Origin of the sequence: Rhizobium sp. 2MFCol3.1, from assembly GCF_000377565.1 — a bacterium.
Lineage (GTDB): Bacteria > Pseudomonadota > Alphaproteobacteria > Rhizobiales > Rhizobiaceae > Rhizobium.
Genome location: NZ_KB898368.1, coordinates 1 through 15,848 on the forward strand (window position 1 = coordinate 1; position 15,848 = coordinate 15,848).

Here is a 15,848-nt window from a genome sequence, read left to right on the forward strand (position 1 = left end):
TAGGCGACCCGCAGCCGCGCGTCACCGGGATGGATGGCGATGTCGAGATGGCTTTTGCCGACATCGATTCCGGCACAGATCATGCTATTATCGGTCATCTTCGTCGTCCCTGTCTTGGATACGAACCCCAAGGTTCCTGCAACCACACGGGCCTGATGAAGAGCCGGTTGCGATCCTGCTCCCCACAGCCCCGAACGGCTGAGAAGGTGACGATCCGACAACCAGCTGCCGGGCGGGTGGCCACCCGCCCGGCAGAAACAACTATCTCATATTTTGATCATCCAAGAAGGTGCCGGCTGGCGGATGAGGGGGCCACGGGCACAACCTCAACCAAGGGCCACACCCACCAACCCCACTCTACCGCACCACCATCTCCACCCTTGCCGTCTCATCCCGCCGCGAACCACCGCCCGGCCCATCCCGATCCATCGCAAAATCATCGAACCAATCGCGATACGTCCCCGACATCATCGCCCCGATCACCTGCGTCGCCAGATACGAGAACGTGATCCCGTTCCCGCCATAACCATAAGCCCCGTAGACATGCGGCAATGAAGGCACCGGCCCGATCAGCGGCAGGCCATCCGCCGTTTCGCCAAAGGTCCCGCACCAGGCGGTGGCGACGCGGGTGTCGGCGCGGGGCCAGATCAGTTTCATCTTCTCGCGGATCGTCATGATCTTCTCCGGCGCCTTGGCGTCGCGCGCCGCCGGATCGACCGTGTCGTCATCCTCGCCGCCGACCACAATGCGGCCGTCATGCGTGGTCCGCATGTAGAGATAGGGGTGGCTGTCCTCCCAGATCAGCGCCTGGTCGCGCCACAGCGTGCCCGGCTCCTGCGGCACGGTCGCCATCGCCCAGCTCGACGTCGTGCGGTGCAGTTTCGGCATCGCGATATCTGGCAGGCTGTAGCCGGTGGCGAGCACCGCCGTCTTCGCCTCGATCACGAAGCCGCCGTCGGTTTCCGCCGTCACGCGGTTGCCCTCGCTGTGCAGCCTCGTCACGGAGGCATCGATGAGCCGCGCGCCATCCTTGTTAGCCATTCGCAGTAGCGCCCATGTGAGGAGCAGCGGATCGGCCTCCGCCGAGCCGCGCGACAGGATGCCGGCGTCGCGGTCGATCTCGAATTCGGTGAAGAGATCGCAATGTTCGAGGTAGCGGCTCGGAAGCCCGGCGCGCTGCCTGAGTTCGGCCTCGACCGCGAGATCGCGCGCGCCCTCGTGGTTCCTGGCGAGATAAAGCGACCGGCGCGGCTGGAAGGCGCAGTCGATGCGGTAGGCGGCAATCAGCTTGGCGAGACCGGATACAGCCGCCGCACTGCGCCTGTAGATGCCGACGGCGCGCTCGAAGCCGTAGAATTGCTCGAGCTCCGTCAGCGTCTTGTCGATCTCCCATTGCAGCATCGCGGTGCTGGCGGCCGTGCTTCCCAGCCCCGGATTTTCGCGGTCGACGATCGCAACCGACAGGCCGCGCTCGGCCAGGTGCTGCCCCATCAGCGCCCCGGTCACGCCGCCGCCGATGACGAGGGCATCGACCTGGAGATGATCGGTGAGCGGTGCGAATACCGGGCGGCTGACACCGTTCCCCCAGGGCGAACGGCCGCTCGTCAATCGATCCTGGCTCAGGCTTTTCAGCTCTATCTCGGACATGGCGGCCTCACTTCGGCAGTTGCGGCTGCTGCTTTTCTTCGATGAACAGCTCGTCGATGATGGTCATGACGATCAGCGACAGAGGCAGCGCCAGCATAGCGCCGACGGCGCCCCACATCCAGGTCCAGAACAGAATGGCGAGGAACACCACGAAGGCGTTGATCTCCAGCCGCCGTCCCATCACCGCCGGGAAGATCAGGTTTTCCATCAGAAGATGGACGGTGAAGAAGGCCGCTGCCGGGATCAGCCCGACGACGAGCGCATCATGCGTGATGATGCCGGCAATCGCGATCGCGAGCGTCATCATGGTGATCCCGAGATAGGGGATGAAGCTCGAGAGAAACGCGAAGAAGCCCCAGAGCACCGGCGACGGCAAGCCGCCGGCATAGGCGATGATGGTCATGACGACGCCGAGGCATGCATAGATGACGGAGGCGGTGGCGAAATAGAAGCCGAGCACCTGCTCGACGCTACTGATGACGCGGATGGCGGCGAGCCGCTGCGAGCGCTCGCGAAAGACCATGATGATCGACTTGCGCAGGCTGACGCGGCCCATCAGGAAGAGCAGAAGTGCGGCGAAGAAGATCAGCGCCTGCACCAGGGCCGGCGTCAGGTTCGCCGTCACGAGATGCAGGATGTTGCCGGTATTCTCCAGGAGCTTCTCTGCCGACATCGGGCCGCTCTGGAAGGTCTCGGGCGTGATATGCAGCCACTTGATGCGCTCAAGATAGGGCATCAGCCGGTTCGCCGTCTTCTCGGCAAAGTCCGGGCCCTCGTTGGCAAGCGTCGTCAGCGGGCCTGCAAGCGAATTGGCGACGAGGAAGATGATGAGCGCCACGGCCGAGGATAGGATCACGGCGTTGGTGATGCGGGGCACGCCGAGCTTCGTCAGCTTCTCCGCGAGCATCCCGAGGATCATGCCGACGACAATGGCAAGCGTCAGCGGGATCAGAACCAGCGACATCATATAGACGGCCGAAAGAGCGAGGATCACGAAGATGCCGATGATCGCCCAGGCCATTGAAATGTCTAGGCCATCCTTCTCCAAACGCCGCACCGGCGCCTGTATTAAGGCTTCCTCTGCGTCGGTCATGTTTTTCGCCCATGAACTGACCCGCCGCTCTCCGATCGCGATCTTGCTCGCCTGTTTGCGAATGCCGTTGGCAATACCCATGAATAGTCGTTCCCCGGAAGCCCCTGTGCTTCGCACCTAGAACGCCGCGAAACTCATTCCGGTTCCGCCTGTGTCAAAGCGGGAATGCCGAATTCTCGCCTCATCTGAGGCGCATCATCAGGAACGCAACGGCGGGGAGGCAGGGCCGCTGCGTTTCGTGCCCGATCGGAGCACCGTCGCGGCCCTGCCAGATCCGATATTTTAGCTCGCCGGACTGTCACAAACGGCCGCTTCCGAGACTGTCTCCGGCTCCTTGCGGCCGAGAAACGCCACCACCACGACCGCCGTGAAAATGGTGATGCTCGCCAAGAGGATCAGCAGCGTGCTGAAGGCCTGCGCATAGTTCAGCGCCAGCGCCTCGCGACCCATCTGAGGCATCACGGCCGCCGCGGCGCCAAGATCGCCGGTCACCAACCGCTGCGCCGCACGCGCCGCCTCTTCACCTGACCCACCAAGACCTGACCCAAGCCGGGCGCCAACCAGCGCCGAAAGCACCGCGCTGACGATGGCGAGCGCCACGCCTTCGCCGGCAACGCGGGTCGTGCTGAAAATCCCCGTCGCCATGCCGGCCCGTTCCTTCGGCACGACGCTCACGGCAAGTCCGTCCATCAGGCCCCAGGGCAGGCTGATGCCGATGCCGATCGTCAGAAGCGGCCCGATCAGAAGCATCGGCTGCGAGGTCGGTACGCCCGCCGGAATGGTCGACAGCCAGAACAGTCCACCCGCCGCGATCAGCAGCCCGACGCCGCAGATAACGGCCGCCGTAAACCAGCGCGTCAACAGGCCGGCGACGATGGGCAGCACCAGCAACGGGCCGGATAGCGCGATCATCATCTGTCCGGCGCCGACCTCGCTCATGCCGTCGATACCGACGAGGCGCACGGGAAGCAGGATGAGCAGCACCACGAAGGCATAAGCCGGTGCGGCGGCCAAGAGCTGCACGCCGACGAAGCGCGGATAGCGAAACAGCGTCAGGTCGAGCATCGGCCGCGCCGTTCTCCGCTCGATCAGCCAGAAGCCCGCCAAAAGTGCGGCCGAGGCGACAAGCAGCGCCACGACGGAAGGACTGCCCCAGCCATTCTCCGGCGCCAGTAGCACGCCATAGGTGAACAACGCCAATGCCAGCGTGAAACTTGCCGCACCCGCCCAGTCGAGCCCCGTGGCCTCCGGATCGCGCGTCTCGTGCAGGAAGATGGAGCCGAGAATGAAGGCGATGGTGGCGAGCCCCACGACCAGCGCGAAGATCGCCGGCCAGCCGAAGCTGTCGACCATAAAGCCGGAGGCGATCGGTCCGAAGGCGAGGCCGACGCCGAAGCTGGAGCCGACGATGCTGAAGGCCCGCATCCGCGCATTGCCGTCGAATTCCTGCGCCAGCGCCGCCATGCCGCCGGAAAAGGCGGCCGCGGCACCCATGCCCTGCAACGCTCTCAGCACGTCGAACCAGACGATATCGGGCGCGAAGGCGAGGCCTGCGGAAAACAGCAGGAAGGCCACGAGGCCCGTGAGAAAGATGCGCTTGCGGCCATAGCTGTCGGCGAGCGCGCCTGATGCCATCAGGCTGCTGCCGAAGGTCAGCATGAAGGCATTGGTCACCCAGTTGAGCGCGATCGGGCTGCCGCCGAGATCACGGCTGATCGCCGGCAGCGCCACCGCCGGTCCGGTGAAGGTCAGCGGCATGGCGGCCGCGGCAGCGCAGATGCCGATCAGCGCCATGATCTTCCTGATGTTGCCGGCTTGGCTTGCGCCGGTGGCGCCAAGCGGTGTCGAGAGTTGTCGTGTCATGAGAAATCCGCCTGTGTGAAAGGTGAAGCGCGGCGACAGCGGGAGGCCTATCGCCGAAAGCACAGACAAGATAAATTCGCTTCAATCGTGCGATAAGTGGCCTATAGTGCCGTTCATCGTGGAAAAATTTGCTCGAATAGAGAGCGTGGAAAGCGCAATATGGATCAGCTCAGCGGCTTGTCGGCCTTCGTGAAAACCGCCGATCTTGGCAGCTTCGTCGCCGCCGGGCGCGTGCTCGGCCTGTCGGCGTCCGCCGTCGGCAAGGCGGTGACGACGCTCGAACGGCAGGTCGGCGTGCGGCTCTTCCAGCGCTCGACGCGCAGCATAAGGCTGACGGAGGAGGGGCGGCTGTTCCACGAGCGCTGCCGCCGCGTGCTTGACGATCTCGAGGACGCGCAGGCCTCTCTTGCGGCTGCCGTCGCCACCCCGCGCGGCCGGCTACGCCTCAGTCTGCCGCTGGTCAGCTATCATCTTCTGCTGCCCGTCGTCCCCGGCTTCGTTCGCCTCTATCCGGAAGTGGAACTCGATCTCGATTTCAACGACCGCATCGTCGATCTGATCGACGAGGGCGTCGATGTGGCGATCCGCAGCGGCGACCTGCAGGATTCCCGGCTGATGTCGCGGGCGCTGCGGCCGTTCCGCATGCTGCTCTGCGCAGCACCCGATTATCTGGAGGCGCACGGCACGCCGAAGACCCCGGCCGATCTCGCCGGCCACGCCGCCATCCGCTTTCTCTTTCCCAACAGCGGCAAGCTGCAGGACTGGCCGCTTGCCATGCCATCAGGCGCGCCTGAACTGGCAATCCGCAGCCTGCTCGTCTGCAACAATATGGAAGCGTTGGGCGGCGCGGTGGAGGCCGGTCTCGGCATCGGCTGCATGCCTGATTTCCTGGCAAGGCGCCGGCTGGCGGAAGGCCGGCTGCGCACCGTGCTCGACGATCATATCGACGGCCCCGGCCAGTTCCACATGCTCTGGCCCTCGAACCGGCATTTGTCGCCCAAGGTCCGCGTGCTGGTCGATTACCTCACCGAAACCCTCTTCGCCGACCACCTCGAAAGCCCGGCCGCACCGGCATGGCCGACGTGAGGGTTGTCATCATCTCTCCCTCATTCCTGTGCTTGTCACAGGAATCCAGCCAACCCAAGTCCTTGGGTTGAAAAGACTCTTCCGCGTCGCGGACGCGACGCTGCTGGATCCCGGCTCAAGGCCGGGATGAGGGTGGAGTGTTTGGCGTCATTCGCCAGACGTGTCGTATTCCCTGATCAAGCCGACAGCGTCAGCCCGATCCCCCACGGGTCGCGCAGGAACACGCCGCCGTCGCGCTTCTCGCTCTTGATCTCGAGTTCGTCGAGCTTGGCGACGGCCTTATCAAGCGCTGCGGTGTCGTTGAAGCGCAGCGCGTAGTCGGAAAGCCCGGTCATCGCCTCGGTGCGGGCGCCCGCGCCGCGGCTGTTCCAGATGTTGGCGGCGACATGGTGGTGGTAGTCGCCGGTGGCAAAGAAGCTGGCGCCGGGATAGCGCGCCATGATCTTCAGGCCGAGAACGTCGCGATAGAACTGGTCGGCCTCGGGAATATTGCCGACCTGCAGGTGGATGTGCCCGATCGCCGAGCCATCGGCCATGCCGGTCCAAGTATCCTGTGGCGCGCTCTCATAGAGCGCCTGCAGGTCGAGCCGGTGGGTCGCCATCTCCACCTGGCCATCCTGGTGGAATTTCCATTGCATGGGCGAGCGGTCCGAATAGATCTCGATGCCGTTGCCCTCGGGGTCGGAGAGATAGATTGCCTCGCTGACCAGATGGTCGGACGCGCCGTCGAGAACCACATTGTTATGCGCGGCATGGCGCAACCACCGGGCCAACTCGACGCGCGATGGCATCAGGAAAGCGGTGTGGAAGAGGCCTGCGGCGTTGCGCGGCGCGGTGCGCACATCCTTGCCCGTCGTCAGCGTCAAAAGCGGCGTTTCGCCGACGCCAAGCACTTCGCCGCTCGCCGTCTTCTCGATGACCTTAAGCCCGAGCATCGACTGGTAGAAGGCCGAAACGGTCGGGAGGTCGGTCACGACCAGATGCGAGTGATCGACATAGGCAGGGCGCGTCAGCGCGTAGGAAGTCTGTGTGGTGGTCATCTTAGGGTCTCCTGCCCGGGATAAGGAGGGCGTACCGGCGCCGGCAGCAAAGATGCTGCCCTCGGGCAGCAAACTGCTGCCCATAGCGATGCCAAGGAAGGTTCGCCGGTTCATGCGTGTGATGGGTCCTCTGGCCGCTGTACTTGCATCCTATATGGCGCATCGCGATTGTTCACAGAAGTCCCGTTTTTGACGATGAAGCGTTCGATATCCATTGACGACTTCCGCGCACTGGATTGGTCCCGATCGAGCTTCCAGCTTGATCTCAATCAAAGCGCCATATGTATTTCAGGAGGATATTGTCACCATTACATGCAGTCACAGAGGAGTTGCATCATGTACAGGAAGATCATCGTCGCGGTCGAAATCGGCGCGCTGGCCAATGGAGACATGACCTTCCGCAAGGCCGCCTCGCTGCTCGACAGCGGCGGCGAGATCATCCTGCTCAACGTCGTTGAGGACATCCCGACCTATCTCGGCGTCGATATCCCCGTCGACCTGATCGAAAACGCCGCCAAGGATGCTGAGGAGAAGCTGCAGGGGCTGATCGTCAGCACCGGCATTCCCGCCCGCGTCGAGATCAGCCATGGCCGGCCCGCCAGCGGCATCATCGCCTCGGCCGAGGCCAACCAGGCCGACCTCATCATCCTCTCCTCGCACATGCCCGATTTCAGCAATTACTTCATCGGCGCCACCGCCGACCGCGTCGTGCGCCATGCCAAATGCTCGGTGCTGGTCGACCGCCGCAAGGGGTAGCGGCAACGCCATAAACGGGAGGCGGAGATGCGGGAGGCTGCCACGGCCTCCCGTCTCATCCGGCTTCACGAAGATTTATACCGGACACACAGCGCTTGTGTTGCGCGCAAACCATTTCGATGCGACGATCCCGGTGTAACGAATGGGGCATGGTCTGCATGGGCGAGTTCAACGGCATCCGCTGGGCTTATGACAAATATGAGCTGATCGCCGATGGCATCGTCCACGGCATCGGGCTGGCGCTCGCGCTGGTCGGCGCCACCGTGCTGATCTTCTACGCCACCGTCTGGTCCTCGCATGGCGAACTGGCCGCCGCCTGGATCTACAGCCTCGGCCTGGTGCTGACGCTCGGCATTTCGTTCTCCTACAACGCCTGGCCGGTCTCGCGCACCAAGTGGTTCCTGCGCCGGCTCGACCATTCCTCGATCTTCATCCTGATCGCCGCCACCTACACCCCGTTCCTCGAGCGCGGCGCCGACAATCCGCTACTTCTCGGCATGCTCATCGGCATCTGGGCCGTGGCCTTCATGGGCGTGTTCCTGAAATGCGTCTTCCCCGGCCGCTATGATCGTCTGGCGATCCTGCTCTATCTCGCCATGGGCTGGAGCGGCGTGATGGTCGCGGGCCCGGTCGCCGAGCGCATCCCCTATGCCTCGATGCTCCTGATCGTCATCGGCGGCATCATCTATTCGCTCGGCGTGATCTTCCACGTCTGGGAAAAGCTTCGCTTCCAGAACGCCATCTGGCACGGCTTCGTCGTCGCCGCCGCCGCGGTCCATTACACCGCGGTGCTCACCTGCTTCAGCATGAGCCCGGCCTAGGCTCACGGAACCTCATCCAGTCTTCGTCAGCGTCACCACATAGCGGCAGGCCGCGTCGCTATCGTTGCGAAACTCGCAATCCACCGCCGGCCCGAGCAACAGGCAGTCGCCTGTCTTCAGCGCATGCACCATCTCGCCCTCGATGAAGGTGAGCGCCCCCTCGGTCACCCAGATGCATTGCCGCAGAAACACGAAGGATGCGGCCGGGTAGGCGACGCGGGCACCTGAGGGCAGTTCGACTTCGACGATGTCGAACGGGCTGCCATCCGGCGAAACATGACGCCGCGTATAGCCGGTCTCCGGATCGGTCCACAGCGGCTGGTCTTCGCGCCGGCGTAGCCGCTGGCTGCCCGCCTCGGCGCGCGCGATCAGCGACGATACCGTCAGCCCGAAGGCGCCGCAGAGCTTGCCCAAAAGCGAGGCCGTCGGGCTGCTCTCGCCGCGCTCCACCTTGTGGATCATCGCCCGCGATACGCCGGAGTGGTCCGAGAGGTCGCTCAGCGACCATCCTCGCAATTCCCGCTCGGCGCGGACGCGATCGCCTAGACAGCGATCGAAATTGTCTGATATAGTGGACATAGTGAATTTATAGTGGATAGACCATCATGACGCAAGCCACCCTCATCCGCGACGCCACCGAAGCCGATCTGGCCGCGATCCGCGATATCTACAACCACGCGGTGGAGCACACGACGGCGATCTGGAACGAAACGGTGGTCGGTCTCGACAACCGCCGGGAATGGTTCGCCATGCGCCGCGCCCGCGGCTTCCCGGTTCTGGTCGCCGAGAGGGACGGCAAGATCGCAGGCTACGCCTCCTATGGCGACTGGCGCGCCTTCGAGGGCTTCCGCCACACGGTCGAGCACTCCGTCTATGTCGAAAAGGATCACCAAGGGGTGGGCATCGGCAAGCAATTGATGACGGCGCTGATCAAGCGCGCCGGCGAAACCGGCATCCACGTCATGATCGCCGGCATCGAGGCCGGCAACCAGGCCTCCATCGCGCTGCACGAAAAACTAGGCTTCCGCAACGGCGGCACCTTCCACGAAGTCGGCACCAAGTTCGGCCGCTGGCTGGACCTGACGTTCATGGAGTTGCGGGTGCCGGGCTGACGACGGAGTGAGGCGCGCGCGGGAACGCCATTGAAACGGTGAGGTATGAATTCGGCAACCCATTGAAACGCAAGCGTTTCCTCCCTCGCGACGTCATCCTCGGGCTCGTCCCGAGGATCTAACCACGGTGCAACGGGTTGGACGTGAATGGACCACCCAGTGCGCGCGCCGGCATCGCATGGGCGCCCGTCGAAAGCACCATCACCGTTGCATTCCGGGAGACGTGCTTAGATGCTCGGCACAAGGCCGAGCATGACGGCTGAGTATGTGGCCGGCGTCAGTAAATGATCGAAACGGCGGAGCCTCGACCCGGCAACCCATTGAAACGCCCGCGTTTCCTCCCTCGCGGAGTCATCCTCGGGCTCGTCCCGAGGATCTAACCACGGTGCAACAGGCTGGACGTGAATGGATTACTCAGTGCACGGGCCGGGCATCGCATGGGCGACCTCGAAAGCACCATCACCGTTGCATTCCGGGAGACGTGCTTAGATGCTCGGCACAAGGCCGAGCATGACGGCTGGTATGTGGGAAGCGTATGTAGCATATTGAAGCTAAATCGTTTCCTTCGCGACGTCGTACGCGGTGTTAGTCGGAGCACCACGGCGGAGAGGGCTGCTTTCCCACACAAACGCAAAACGCCCGCCACGGTCTCCCGCGGCGGGCGTCATCAATCCGAATCGCCATCACTTGTCCGGCGTAAACACCATCGAGTGGCCGTTGATGCAGTAGCGCAGGCCTGTGGGCGGTGGGCCGTCGGGGAAGACGTGGCCGAGATGGGCCTCGCAATTGCCGCAGCGGATTTCGGTGCGCACCATGCCGTGGCTGGTATCGCGATATTCAGTCACCGCCTCGGGCGAAACCGCCTCGAAATAGCTCGGCCAGCCGCAGCCGGCGTCGAACTTGGTGTCGGAGCGAAACAGCGGCGCGTCGCAGCAAACGCAGCTGTAGAGCCCCGTTTCGAATGAATCCCAGTAGGGGCCGGTAAAGGCCCGTTCGGTGCCGTGCTGGCGGGTGATGCGGTACTGCTCGGGGGTGAGCTGTTCCTTCCACTCGGCATCGGTCTTGTGAACCTTGGCGATCGTCGTATCGGCCATGGAGTGCTCCTTTCACGCAGCTGTGGCTTGCGGCGAGTGTTTTTTGATTTCCTCGGCAATGTGGTGCTGTTGACGCGAACGATCAAGGGACCGCGCGCGTCCGAAGGTCGAGTTCGCGGCCGCCGTGTCGATCAGATCACAGCCCGCTGCGCCTCGATATACTCTCGCAGCTTAGCGACCAGCGCGGCCTCGCCATCGCCGGATTTCGCTGCCTCTGCCCACGAATAGCCCATGCAGGCCGGGCGGTGGCGCTTGTCCTCGGGCTCGGTCAGATAGCGCGGCATGATATGCGCGTGCAGCGCAGGCTCCGCATTGCCCCAGATCTCGTAGTTCACCCGGGCGCAACCGGTGGCGGAAAGCAGCGCGTCGCCCGCGATCGCCATGTCGCCGAGAAAGGCGGCGCGTGCTTCGGGAGAGAGATCGTTGAGGCTGGGCACGATGGGATCCGCCAGCAGCAGAGAGTAGCCTGGCAGCGGCTGCACGTCGCCGATCACAAGCCAGCCGGAACGCATGCGGCAAATGACATAAGGGTTTGTACCCGCTCGCGCCATCGCCACGCGCTCTTCGATAAGGTTCATTGCGATTCCCTAAAGGATTGATTCCGTTTTGAATCTTCCTATGCGCCAGAGAGGCCGGGCCGCGCAATGGGCTGGATGAGACAAACCTACCCCGAAGCCAGGATCACATGCGCCTGGATCTTCGCGGCGATCTCGCCGTTGCCGTGCTTGCCCGCGAGCGCCGCCTCCGCCGCCCTGGTGGCAGCCTCGAGCTTCGCGGGGTTCCGCGCCTCGATCTCGCCGCGCAAGGGCGTTCCCTGGCAATAGGCGACCGCCACCTGGCGGGCGGACGGCGCGCGGCTGATATCGGCGCGTGTGTCGATATCGATCTCGCGGAATCCGGCGCGCGCGAGATCGTCGCGGATCTGGTTGCGGTCGTGATAGCCGTGCGGCGTGCGCTCGGCGAAGCGCGGCGGGTCGTCAGGAAACACGGTGGCGAGCGCCTTGGTCACGTCGTCGGCGAACACATTGGTCTCGATCCGGTCCCAGACGCTGAACAGAAGCCGGCCGTTTGGCTTGAGCACCCGCCGTGCCTCGCGATAGGCGGCCGGTCGATCCGGAAAGAACATCGCCCCGAACTGGCAGCAGACGAGGTCGAAACTCGCATCCTGGAAGGGTAGCGCCATGGCATCGGCCTGTCGCCAGACGACACGGTCGTCGGCCGGCTGGTGCAAGCGGGCGTAGTCGAGCATGGCCTGGTTGAGATCGGTCGCGATATAGGTCGCGCCAGGCGGGAGCAATGGCGCCAGCGCCCGTGTGACGGCGCCGGTGCCGGCCGCGATCTCGAGCACCGCCTTTGGCTTGAGGGCGGCTGCCCGCCGCGCTAGGTCGGCGGCATAGGACGCGAAAATCAGGGGCACCATGTGGCGGTCGTAATTTGCCGGAACGGAGCCGGCAAAGATCTTGTCCGCTTCCAGCATCGCCTCATCCTCCCTTGATGATTGGCATTTGCTATCGCGAGGAGACTACCACGAAACGCCGTCTGCCGCTCGTCTCAAGCTCGGCTGCGGCGCCCTTCATCGCATCGCCCGTTCGGATGAACGCCGGCTCATCATAAGAGCCAGCTAATGTCGCCCCTGATCCTGGCTATACTTGATGAAACGCAAGCATCGGGCCCAATCATCGGGGCAATGGAAAGCATCGGGGGGTGCTGAGATGAGCGATACAATTGTTGTCAGCGCCTATTGCGCGATCTCGAGCATCTTCATGCTGATGACGGCGCTCGAAGGCTGGGCCATGAGGGGCGGATGGACGCTGGCGCGCGGCTTCGGCCTTGCCGCCTGTTCGCTCTGGCCGTTGCTGCTGACCGCGTTTTTCCTGCATGCGCTGCTCGCGCCAAGACGCATGCCGCGCCTGACGAGAGCCGGCTGATCAATCCTCTTTGCGCCGCCATCCGTCCCCGCGCGCGATGCGTCCAAACCCTCATTTGGCCGATCAAAGCTTGAGATGGCGGCGCTCTTCTTCTAAACCTTGAGGCATCTGATTTGCTTCGGATTCGCGGATTTCGAGGGGTAGGGGAGGCTGGATGGCCGATGGCACGGCATTGACGTTTGCGGCTCTGTGCCTGCCATTTCTTGGCGCCGTCCTTGCACCGTTTCTCGTCCGCGCATTCGGCCACAACGCCGCCTGGCTGCTGGCGCTCGCGCCGCTTCTTGCTTTCCTGCGCTTCGCAAGCCTTCTGCCGGAGATCGCGGCCGGAACCGTCATTCGCGGCGGTTATGCCTGGGCGCCGAGCCTCAATCTCGATTTCGCCTGGATGCTCGACGGTCTGTCGGTCACCTTCGCGCTGCTGATATCAGGCATCGGCACCCTGGTCGTGCTGTATGCCGGCGGTTATCTGAAGGGCCATCCCGATCTCGGCCGCTTCTTCTCTTTCATCTTCCTGTTCATGGGCGCGATGCTCGGTCTTGTCGTCTCCGACAATTTCCTGATGCTCTTCGTCTTCTGGGAGCTGACATCGATCACCTCCTTCCTGCTGATCGGCTTCGATCACCGCCGCGGGGCCTCGCGCCGCGCAGCGTTGCAGGCGCTGGTCATCACCGGCGGCGGCGGATTGCTGCTGCTCGCCGGCCTGTTGATGATCTGGAGCACGACAGGCGCGTCCGAGCTCTCGGTGCTGCTGCAATCGGGCGATCTCTTGCGCGCCAACCCCTATTACATGCCGATCCTGCTGCTCATCCTCGGCGGCGCCTTCACCAAGTCGGCGCAATATCCGTTTCACGCCTGGCTGCCCAACGCCATGGAAGCGCCGACGCCGGTTTCTGCCTATCTGCATTCGGCGACCATGGTCAAAGCCGGCGTCTATCTCCTGATGCGCCTCAATCCCGTCATGGGCGGCACGGCACCTTGGATGTTCATCCTGCCGCTCTTCGGCGGCGTCACGCTTCTCGTCGGCGCGCTGCTCGCCATCCGCCAGACCGACCTGAAGCTGAAGCTCGCCTACACCACCGTCTCCTCGCTCGGCCTCTTGGTTCTCTTGACCGGCTTCGGCTCCGATTATGCCATCGAGGCGGCGGCGCTCTATCTGGTCGCCCACGCGCTGTTCAAGGGCGCGCTGTTCATGGTGTCGGGGATCATTGACCACGAGACCGGCACCCGCGACGTCACCCGCCTCAGAGGGTTGAGGACGGCAATGCCGCTCACCTTTCTAATCGCGCTCGCCGCCGCCCTCTCGATGGGCGGCCTGCCGCCATTCGCGGGCTTTCTCGCCAAGGAGGAGATCTATGCGGCCCTTGCCGATGGCGATCCGCGCTCGATCCTCTTTGCCATTCTGGTGATTGCGGCCAACGTGCTGATGTTCGCCATCGCCTTCGCCGTCGCCCTGAAACCCTTCCTCGGCGCCCCGGTCGAAACGCCGAAGCATCCGCACGAAGCCCCGCCGCTTCTCTGGCTCGGCCCCGCCGTGCTGGCCATGCTCGGCCTTCTCGCGGCGCTGTTTTCAGCGACCACGCACCGCTTCATCTCCTCGCCGATGGCCTCGTCCATCAGGGGCGCGACGACCACGATCGAGAGCTCGCTCGCGCCGCATATCGGGCTGCCGCTGCTGCTGTCGCTCTTCACCATCGCGCTCGGCATCGCCGTCTACTGGCAGCTCGATCGCGCCCGCGCGCTGATGGCGGCGCTGTTGCAGAGATTGGGGCCGGGACCGGACCAGGGCTTCGACAACGCCATGTCGGGCCTCGTCTCCTTCTCCGTGCGCGTCACCCGCATCCTGCAGCCCGGCCGGCTGGAGATCTACGTCACCTGCACCTTCCTCGCGGTCGCGGCCACCTTGCTCCTGCCGCTCTGGCTGTTCGGCGAGGGGCCGTCGCTGCCGGCCTGGCCGGCGGGCGTGCAGATTCATGAATGGGGCGTCTTCCTGCTCGCAGTCATCGGGCTCGTCGCCGTGATCATTGCCCGCGACCGGCTGACGGCGATCGTCTCGCTCGGCATCCAGGGCTTTGCCGTGGCGCTGATCTTCCTGCTCTTCGGCGCGCCGGATCTCGCCTTCACCCAGTTCATGGTCGAGACACTCTCGGTCGTCATCCTCGCGCTGGTCATGACGCGGCTGCGCCTCTCGCACACCGATCCACGCCCTCTTCGCCAGATGCTCTTCGACGGCGCGGTGGCGCTCGCCTGCGGCGTGGGCCTGACGCTGCTGTTGATGAAGGCGACCGAGGCGCCATTCAGCGCCACGCTCAGCGATTTCTTCAACACCTATTCGAAAACCATCGCCCACGGCGCCAATGTCGTGAACGTCATCATCGTCGATTTCCGCGGCACCGACACGCTCGGCGAGATCGCCGTCGTCTCCATGACCGGCCTTGCCATCCTGGCGCTGATCCGCGTCCGGGCAGGGGCCGAGCGCAAGCTTGCCGCAAACGACCCCGATGCGCCCGATGATCTCGGAGTGGAGCGCCCATGAATACGTTGATCTCCCGCACCATCGCCCCCGTGCTGACCGCGCTGATGCTGCTCTTCTCGGTGTTCGTGCTGCTGCGCGGCCATAATGAGCCCGGCGGCGGCTTCATCGGCGGGCTGATCGCGGCCTCCGCGCTGGCGATCTTCGGCATCATCAGGGGTACCGGTGCCGTGCGCCGCGCCATCGTCTTCCACCCGCTGTCGATCGCAGGCGCCGGCCTATTGATGTCCTCTCTGGCCGGCCTCATCTCGATCCTTTTCGCCGTGCCCTTCATGACCGGCCTCTGGATCTATCCCAGGATTGCTGGCGTCGAGGTGCCGCTGTCATCCGTCATGCTGTTCGATATCGGCGTCTATCTCGTCGTGGTCGGTGCGGTCACCTCGATCGCGCTGTCGCTGGAAGAACGGGAGGTCGAATGATGGAGCCGCTCTTCGCCATCCTCGTCGGCCTGTTCTTCACCGCCGCCGTCTATCTGATGCTGTCGAAATTCTCGATCCGCATCATGCTGGGCATCGCCATCCTCGGCAACGCCGTCAACCTCCTGCTCTTCACATCGGGCCGGCTCACCCGCGAAGTGCCGCCGATCATCCCCGACGGCCTCGACGCGCTGCCATCGGGGTCAGCCAACCCGCTGCCGCAGGCGCTGATCCTGACGGCGATCGTCATCTCCTTTTCGCTGCTCGCCTTCCTGCTGGTGCTGACCTACCGCGCCTATCAGGACATCGGCACTGACAATACCGACGAGATGCGGGTGGCCGAGCCCGACCAGCCGACGTCGCCGCCGGTGGGCTATTGATGATGAGGGGTGTTGTGCCGCGGGTTACCCCCCTCTGCCCTGCCGGGCATCTCCCCCACAAGGGGGGAGATCGACTCGCGGC

The 15,848-nt window shown here is 64.1% G+C and carries 16 protein-coding genes; 8 read left to right on the plus strand and 8 right to left on the minus strand.

Going from position 1 to position 15,848, the window contains the following annotated elements:
- Positions 1–357 precede the first annotated feature (357 nt).
- From D460_RS0124145 to D460_RS0124155, 3 genes are all read right to left on the minus strand, one after another.
- On the minus strand, positions 358–1,647 hold the full coding sequence (locus D460_RS0124145; RefSeq protein WP_018901172.1) for an FAD-dependent oxidoreductase: 1,290 nt from the start codon (positions 1,645–1,647) through the stop codon (positions 358–360).
- A gap of 7 nt (positions 1,648–1,654) precedes the next feature.
- Positions 1,655–2,821: an AI-2E family transporter gene (locus D460_RS0124150; RefSeq protein WP_018901173.1), complete on the minus strand. Its 1,167-nt coding sequence runs from the start codon at positions 2,819–2,821 to the stop codon at positions 1,655–1,657.
- A 201-nt stretch (positions 2,822–3,022) separates the two neighbouring features.
- On the minus strand, positions 3,023–4,534 hold the full coding sequence (locus tag D460_RS0124155) for an MFS transporter (protein WP_051110828.1): 1,512 nt from the start codon (positions 4,532–4,534) through the stop codon (positions 3,023–3,025).
- A 228-nt stretch (positions 4,535–4,762) separates the two neighbouring features.
- Between D460_RS0124155 and D460_RS0124160 the strand changes: the two genes are divergently transcribed.
- Positions 4,763–5,689: a LysR family transcriptional regulator gene (locus D460_RS0124160; protein WP_018901175.1), complete on the plus strand. Its 927-nt coding sequence runs from the start codon at positions 4,763–4,765 to the stop codon at positions 5,687–5,689.
- A gap of 176 nt (positions 5,690–5,865) precedes the next feature.
- On the opposite strand, the gene D460_RS0124165 is transcribed toward D460_RS0124160, so the two are convergent.
- Complete coding sequence (locus tag D460_RS0124165) at positions 5,866–6,843, minus strand: VOC family protein (protein ID WP_026283483.1); 978 nt, start codon at positions 6,841–6,843, stop codon at positions 5,866–5,868.
- Positions 6,844–7,065: 222 nt separating this feature from the next.
- On the opposite strand from D460_RS0124165, the gene D460_RS0124170 reads away from it, so the two are divergent.
- Together D460_RS0124170 and D460_RS0124175 are read left to right on the plus strand one after the other, a co-directional pair.
- A complete protein-coding gene (locus D460_RS0124170; RefSeq protein ID WP_018901177.1) occupies positions 7,066–7,485 on the plus strand; it encodes a universal stress protein in 420 nt (139 codons plus the stop codon).
- Between the two features lie 149 nt (positions 7,486–7,634).
- Complete coding sequence (locus D460_RS0124175) at positions 7,635–8,306, plus strand: hemolysin III family protein (RefSeq protein ID WP_018901178.1); 672 nt, start codon at positions 7,635–7,637, stop codon at positions 8,304–8,306.
- A 12-nt stretch (positions 8,307–8,318) separates the two neighbouring features.
- Here the strand turns inward: D460_RS0124175 and D460_RS0124180 are convergent, their stop codons facing one another.
- Entirely contained in the window at positions 8,319–8,885 is a 567-nt protein-coding gene (locus D460_RS0124180; RefSeq protein WP_026283484.1) for an XRE family transcriptional regulator, read from the minus strand.
- 26 nt (positions 8,886–8,911) lie between these two features.
- Here D460_RS0124180 and D460_RS0124185 point away from each other — a divergent pair, with 26 nt between their 5' ends.
- The gene (locus tag D460_RS0124185) at positions 8,912–9,418 is read left to right on the plus strand and encodes a GNAT family N-acetyltransferase (protein ID WP_018901180.1); all 507 of its coding nucleotides are present in this window, start codon (positions 8,912–8,914) and stop codon (positions 9,416–9,418) included.
- A 683-nt stretch (positions 9,419–10,101) separates the two neighbouring features.
- Here the strand turns inward: D460_RS0124185 and msrB are convergent.
- The 3 genes from msrB to D460_RS0124200 all read right to left on the minus strand — a co-directional run bounded on the left by msrB (position 10,102) and on the right by D460_RS0124200 (position 11,989).
- Positions 10,102–10,512: a peptide-methionine (R)-S-oxide reductase MsrB gene (msrB, locus tag D460_RS0124190; RefSeq protein WP_018901181.1), complete on the minus strand. Its 411-nt coding sequence runs from the start codon at positions 10,510–10,512 to the stop codon at positions 10,102–10,104.
- Positions 10,513–10,643: 131 nt separating this feature from the next.
- Positions 10,644–11,090 (minus strand): hypothetical protein, encoded by a 447-nt coding sequence (locus D460_RS0124195; RefSeq protein WP_018901182.1) that lies wholly within the window; start codon positions 11,088–11,090, stop codon positions 10,644–10,646.
- 86 nt (positions 11,091–11,176) lie between these two features.
- The gene (locus tag D460_RS0124200; RefSeq protein ID WP_018901183.1) at positions 11,177–11,989 is read right to left on the minus strand and encodes a class I SAM-dependent methyltransferase; all 813 of its coding nucleotides are present in this window, start codon (positions 11,987–11,989) and stop codon (positions 11,177–11,179) included.
- Positions 11,990–12,224: 235 nt separating this feature from the next.
- Here D460_RS0124200 and D460_RS0124205 point away from each other — a divergent pair, with 235 nt between their 5' ends.
- From D460_RS0124205 to D460_RS0124220, 4 genes are all read left to right on the plus strand, one after another.
- On the plus strand, positions 12,225–12,440 hold the full coding sequence (locus D460_RS0124205; protein ID WP_018901184.1) for a hypothetical protein: 216 nt from the start codon (positions 12,225–12,227) through the stop codon (positions 12,438–12,440).
- A gap of 154 nt (positions 12,441–12,594) precedes the next feature.
- Positions 12,595–14,973: a putative monovalent cation/H+ antiporter subunit A gene (locus tag D460_RS0124210; RefSeq protein WP_018901185.1), complete on the plus strand. Its 2,379-nt coding sequence runs from the start codon at positions 12,595–12,597 to the stop codon at positions 14,971–14,973.
- Complete coding sequence (locus D460_RS0124215; protein ID WP_018901186.1) at positions 14,970–15,389, plus strand: Na(+)/H(+) antiporter subunit B; 420 nt, start codon at positions 14,970–14,972, stop codon at positions 15,387–15,389. The genes D460_RS0124210 and D460_RS0124215 overlap by 4 nt, the downstream gene beginning before the upstream one ends.
- A complete protein-coding gene (locus tag D460_RS0124220; protein WP_018901187.1) occupies positions 15,389–15,766 on the plus strand; it encodes a Na+/H+ antiporter subunit C in 378 nt (125 codons plus the stop codon). Before D460_RS0124215 ends, D460_RS0124220 begins: the two co-directional genes overlap by 1 nt.
- The last annotated feature ends 82 nt before the right edge of the window (positions 15,767–15,848 follow it).

Excerpts from the sequence above, each read along its gene's own strand:
- msrB (WP_018901181.1), bottom strand. The coding sequence starts at position 10,512 with ATGGCCGATACGACGATCGCCAAGGTTCACAAGACCGATGCCGAGTGG.
- D460_RS0124180 (WP_026283484.1), bottom strand. The coding sequence starts at position 8,885 with ATGTCCACTATATCAGACAATTTCGATCGCTGTCTAGGCGATCGCGTC.
- D460_RS0124160 (WP_018901175.1), top strand. The coding sequence starts at position 4,763 with ATGGATCAGCTCAGCGGCTTGTCGGCCTTCGTGAAAACCGCCGATCTT.
- D460_RS0124150 (WP_018901173.1), bottom strand. The coding sequence starts at position 2,821 with ATGGGTATTGCCAACGGCATTCGCAAACAGGCGAGCAAGATCGCGATC.
- D460_RS0124215 (WP_018901186.1), top strand. The coding sequence starts at position 14,970 with ATGAATACGTTGATCTCCCGCACCATCGCCCCCGTGCTGACCGCGCTG.
- D460_RS0124155 (WP_051110828.1), bottom strand. The coding sequence starts at position 4,534 with ATGGCGCTGATCGGCATCTGCGCTGCCGCGGCCGCCATGCCGCTGACC.
- D460_RS0124200 (WP_018901183.1), bottom strand. The coding sequence starts at position 11,989 with ATGCTGGAAGCGGACAAGATCTTTGCCGGCTCCGTTCCGGCAAATTAC.
- D460_RS0124210 (WP_018901185.1), top strand. The coding sequence starts at position 12,595 with ATGGCCGATGGCACGGCATTGACGTTTGCGGCTCTGTGCCTGCCATTT.
- D460_RS0124175 (WP_018901178.1), top strand. The coding sequence starts at position 7,635 with ATGGTCTGCATGGGCGAGTTCAACGGCATCCGCTGGGCTTATGACAAA.
- D460_RS0124170 (WP_018901177.1), top strand. The coding sequence starts at position 7,066 with ATGTACAGGAAGATCATCGTCGCGGTCGAAATCGGCGCGCTGGCCAAT.
- D460_RS0124145 (WP_018901172.1), bottom strand. The coding sequence starts at position 1,647 with ATGTCCGAGATAGAGCTGAAAAGCCTGAGCCAGGATCGATTGACGAGC.
- D460_RS0124220 (WP_018901187.1), top strand. The coding sequence starts at position 15,389 with ATGGAGCCGCTCTTCGCCATCCTCGTCGGCCTGTTCTTCACCGCCGCC.
- D460_RS0124205 (WP_018901184.1), top strand. The coding sequence starts at position 12,225 with ATGAGCGATACAATTGTTGTCAGCGCCTATTGCGCGATCTCGAGCATC.
- D460_RS0124165 (WP_026283483.1), bottom strand. The coding sequence starts at position 6,843 with ATGAACCGGCGAACCTTCCTTGGCATCGCTATGGGCAGCAGTTTGCTG.
- D460_RS0124185 (WP_018901180.1), top strand. The coding sequence starts at position 8,912 with ATGACGCAAGCCACCCTCATCCGCGACGCCACCGAAGCCGATCTGGCC.
- D460_RS0124195 (WP_018901182.1), bottom strand. The coding sequence starts at position 11,090 with ATGAACCTTATCGAAGAGCGCGTGGCGATGGCGCGAGCGGGTACAAAC.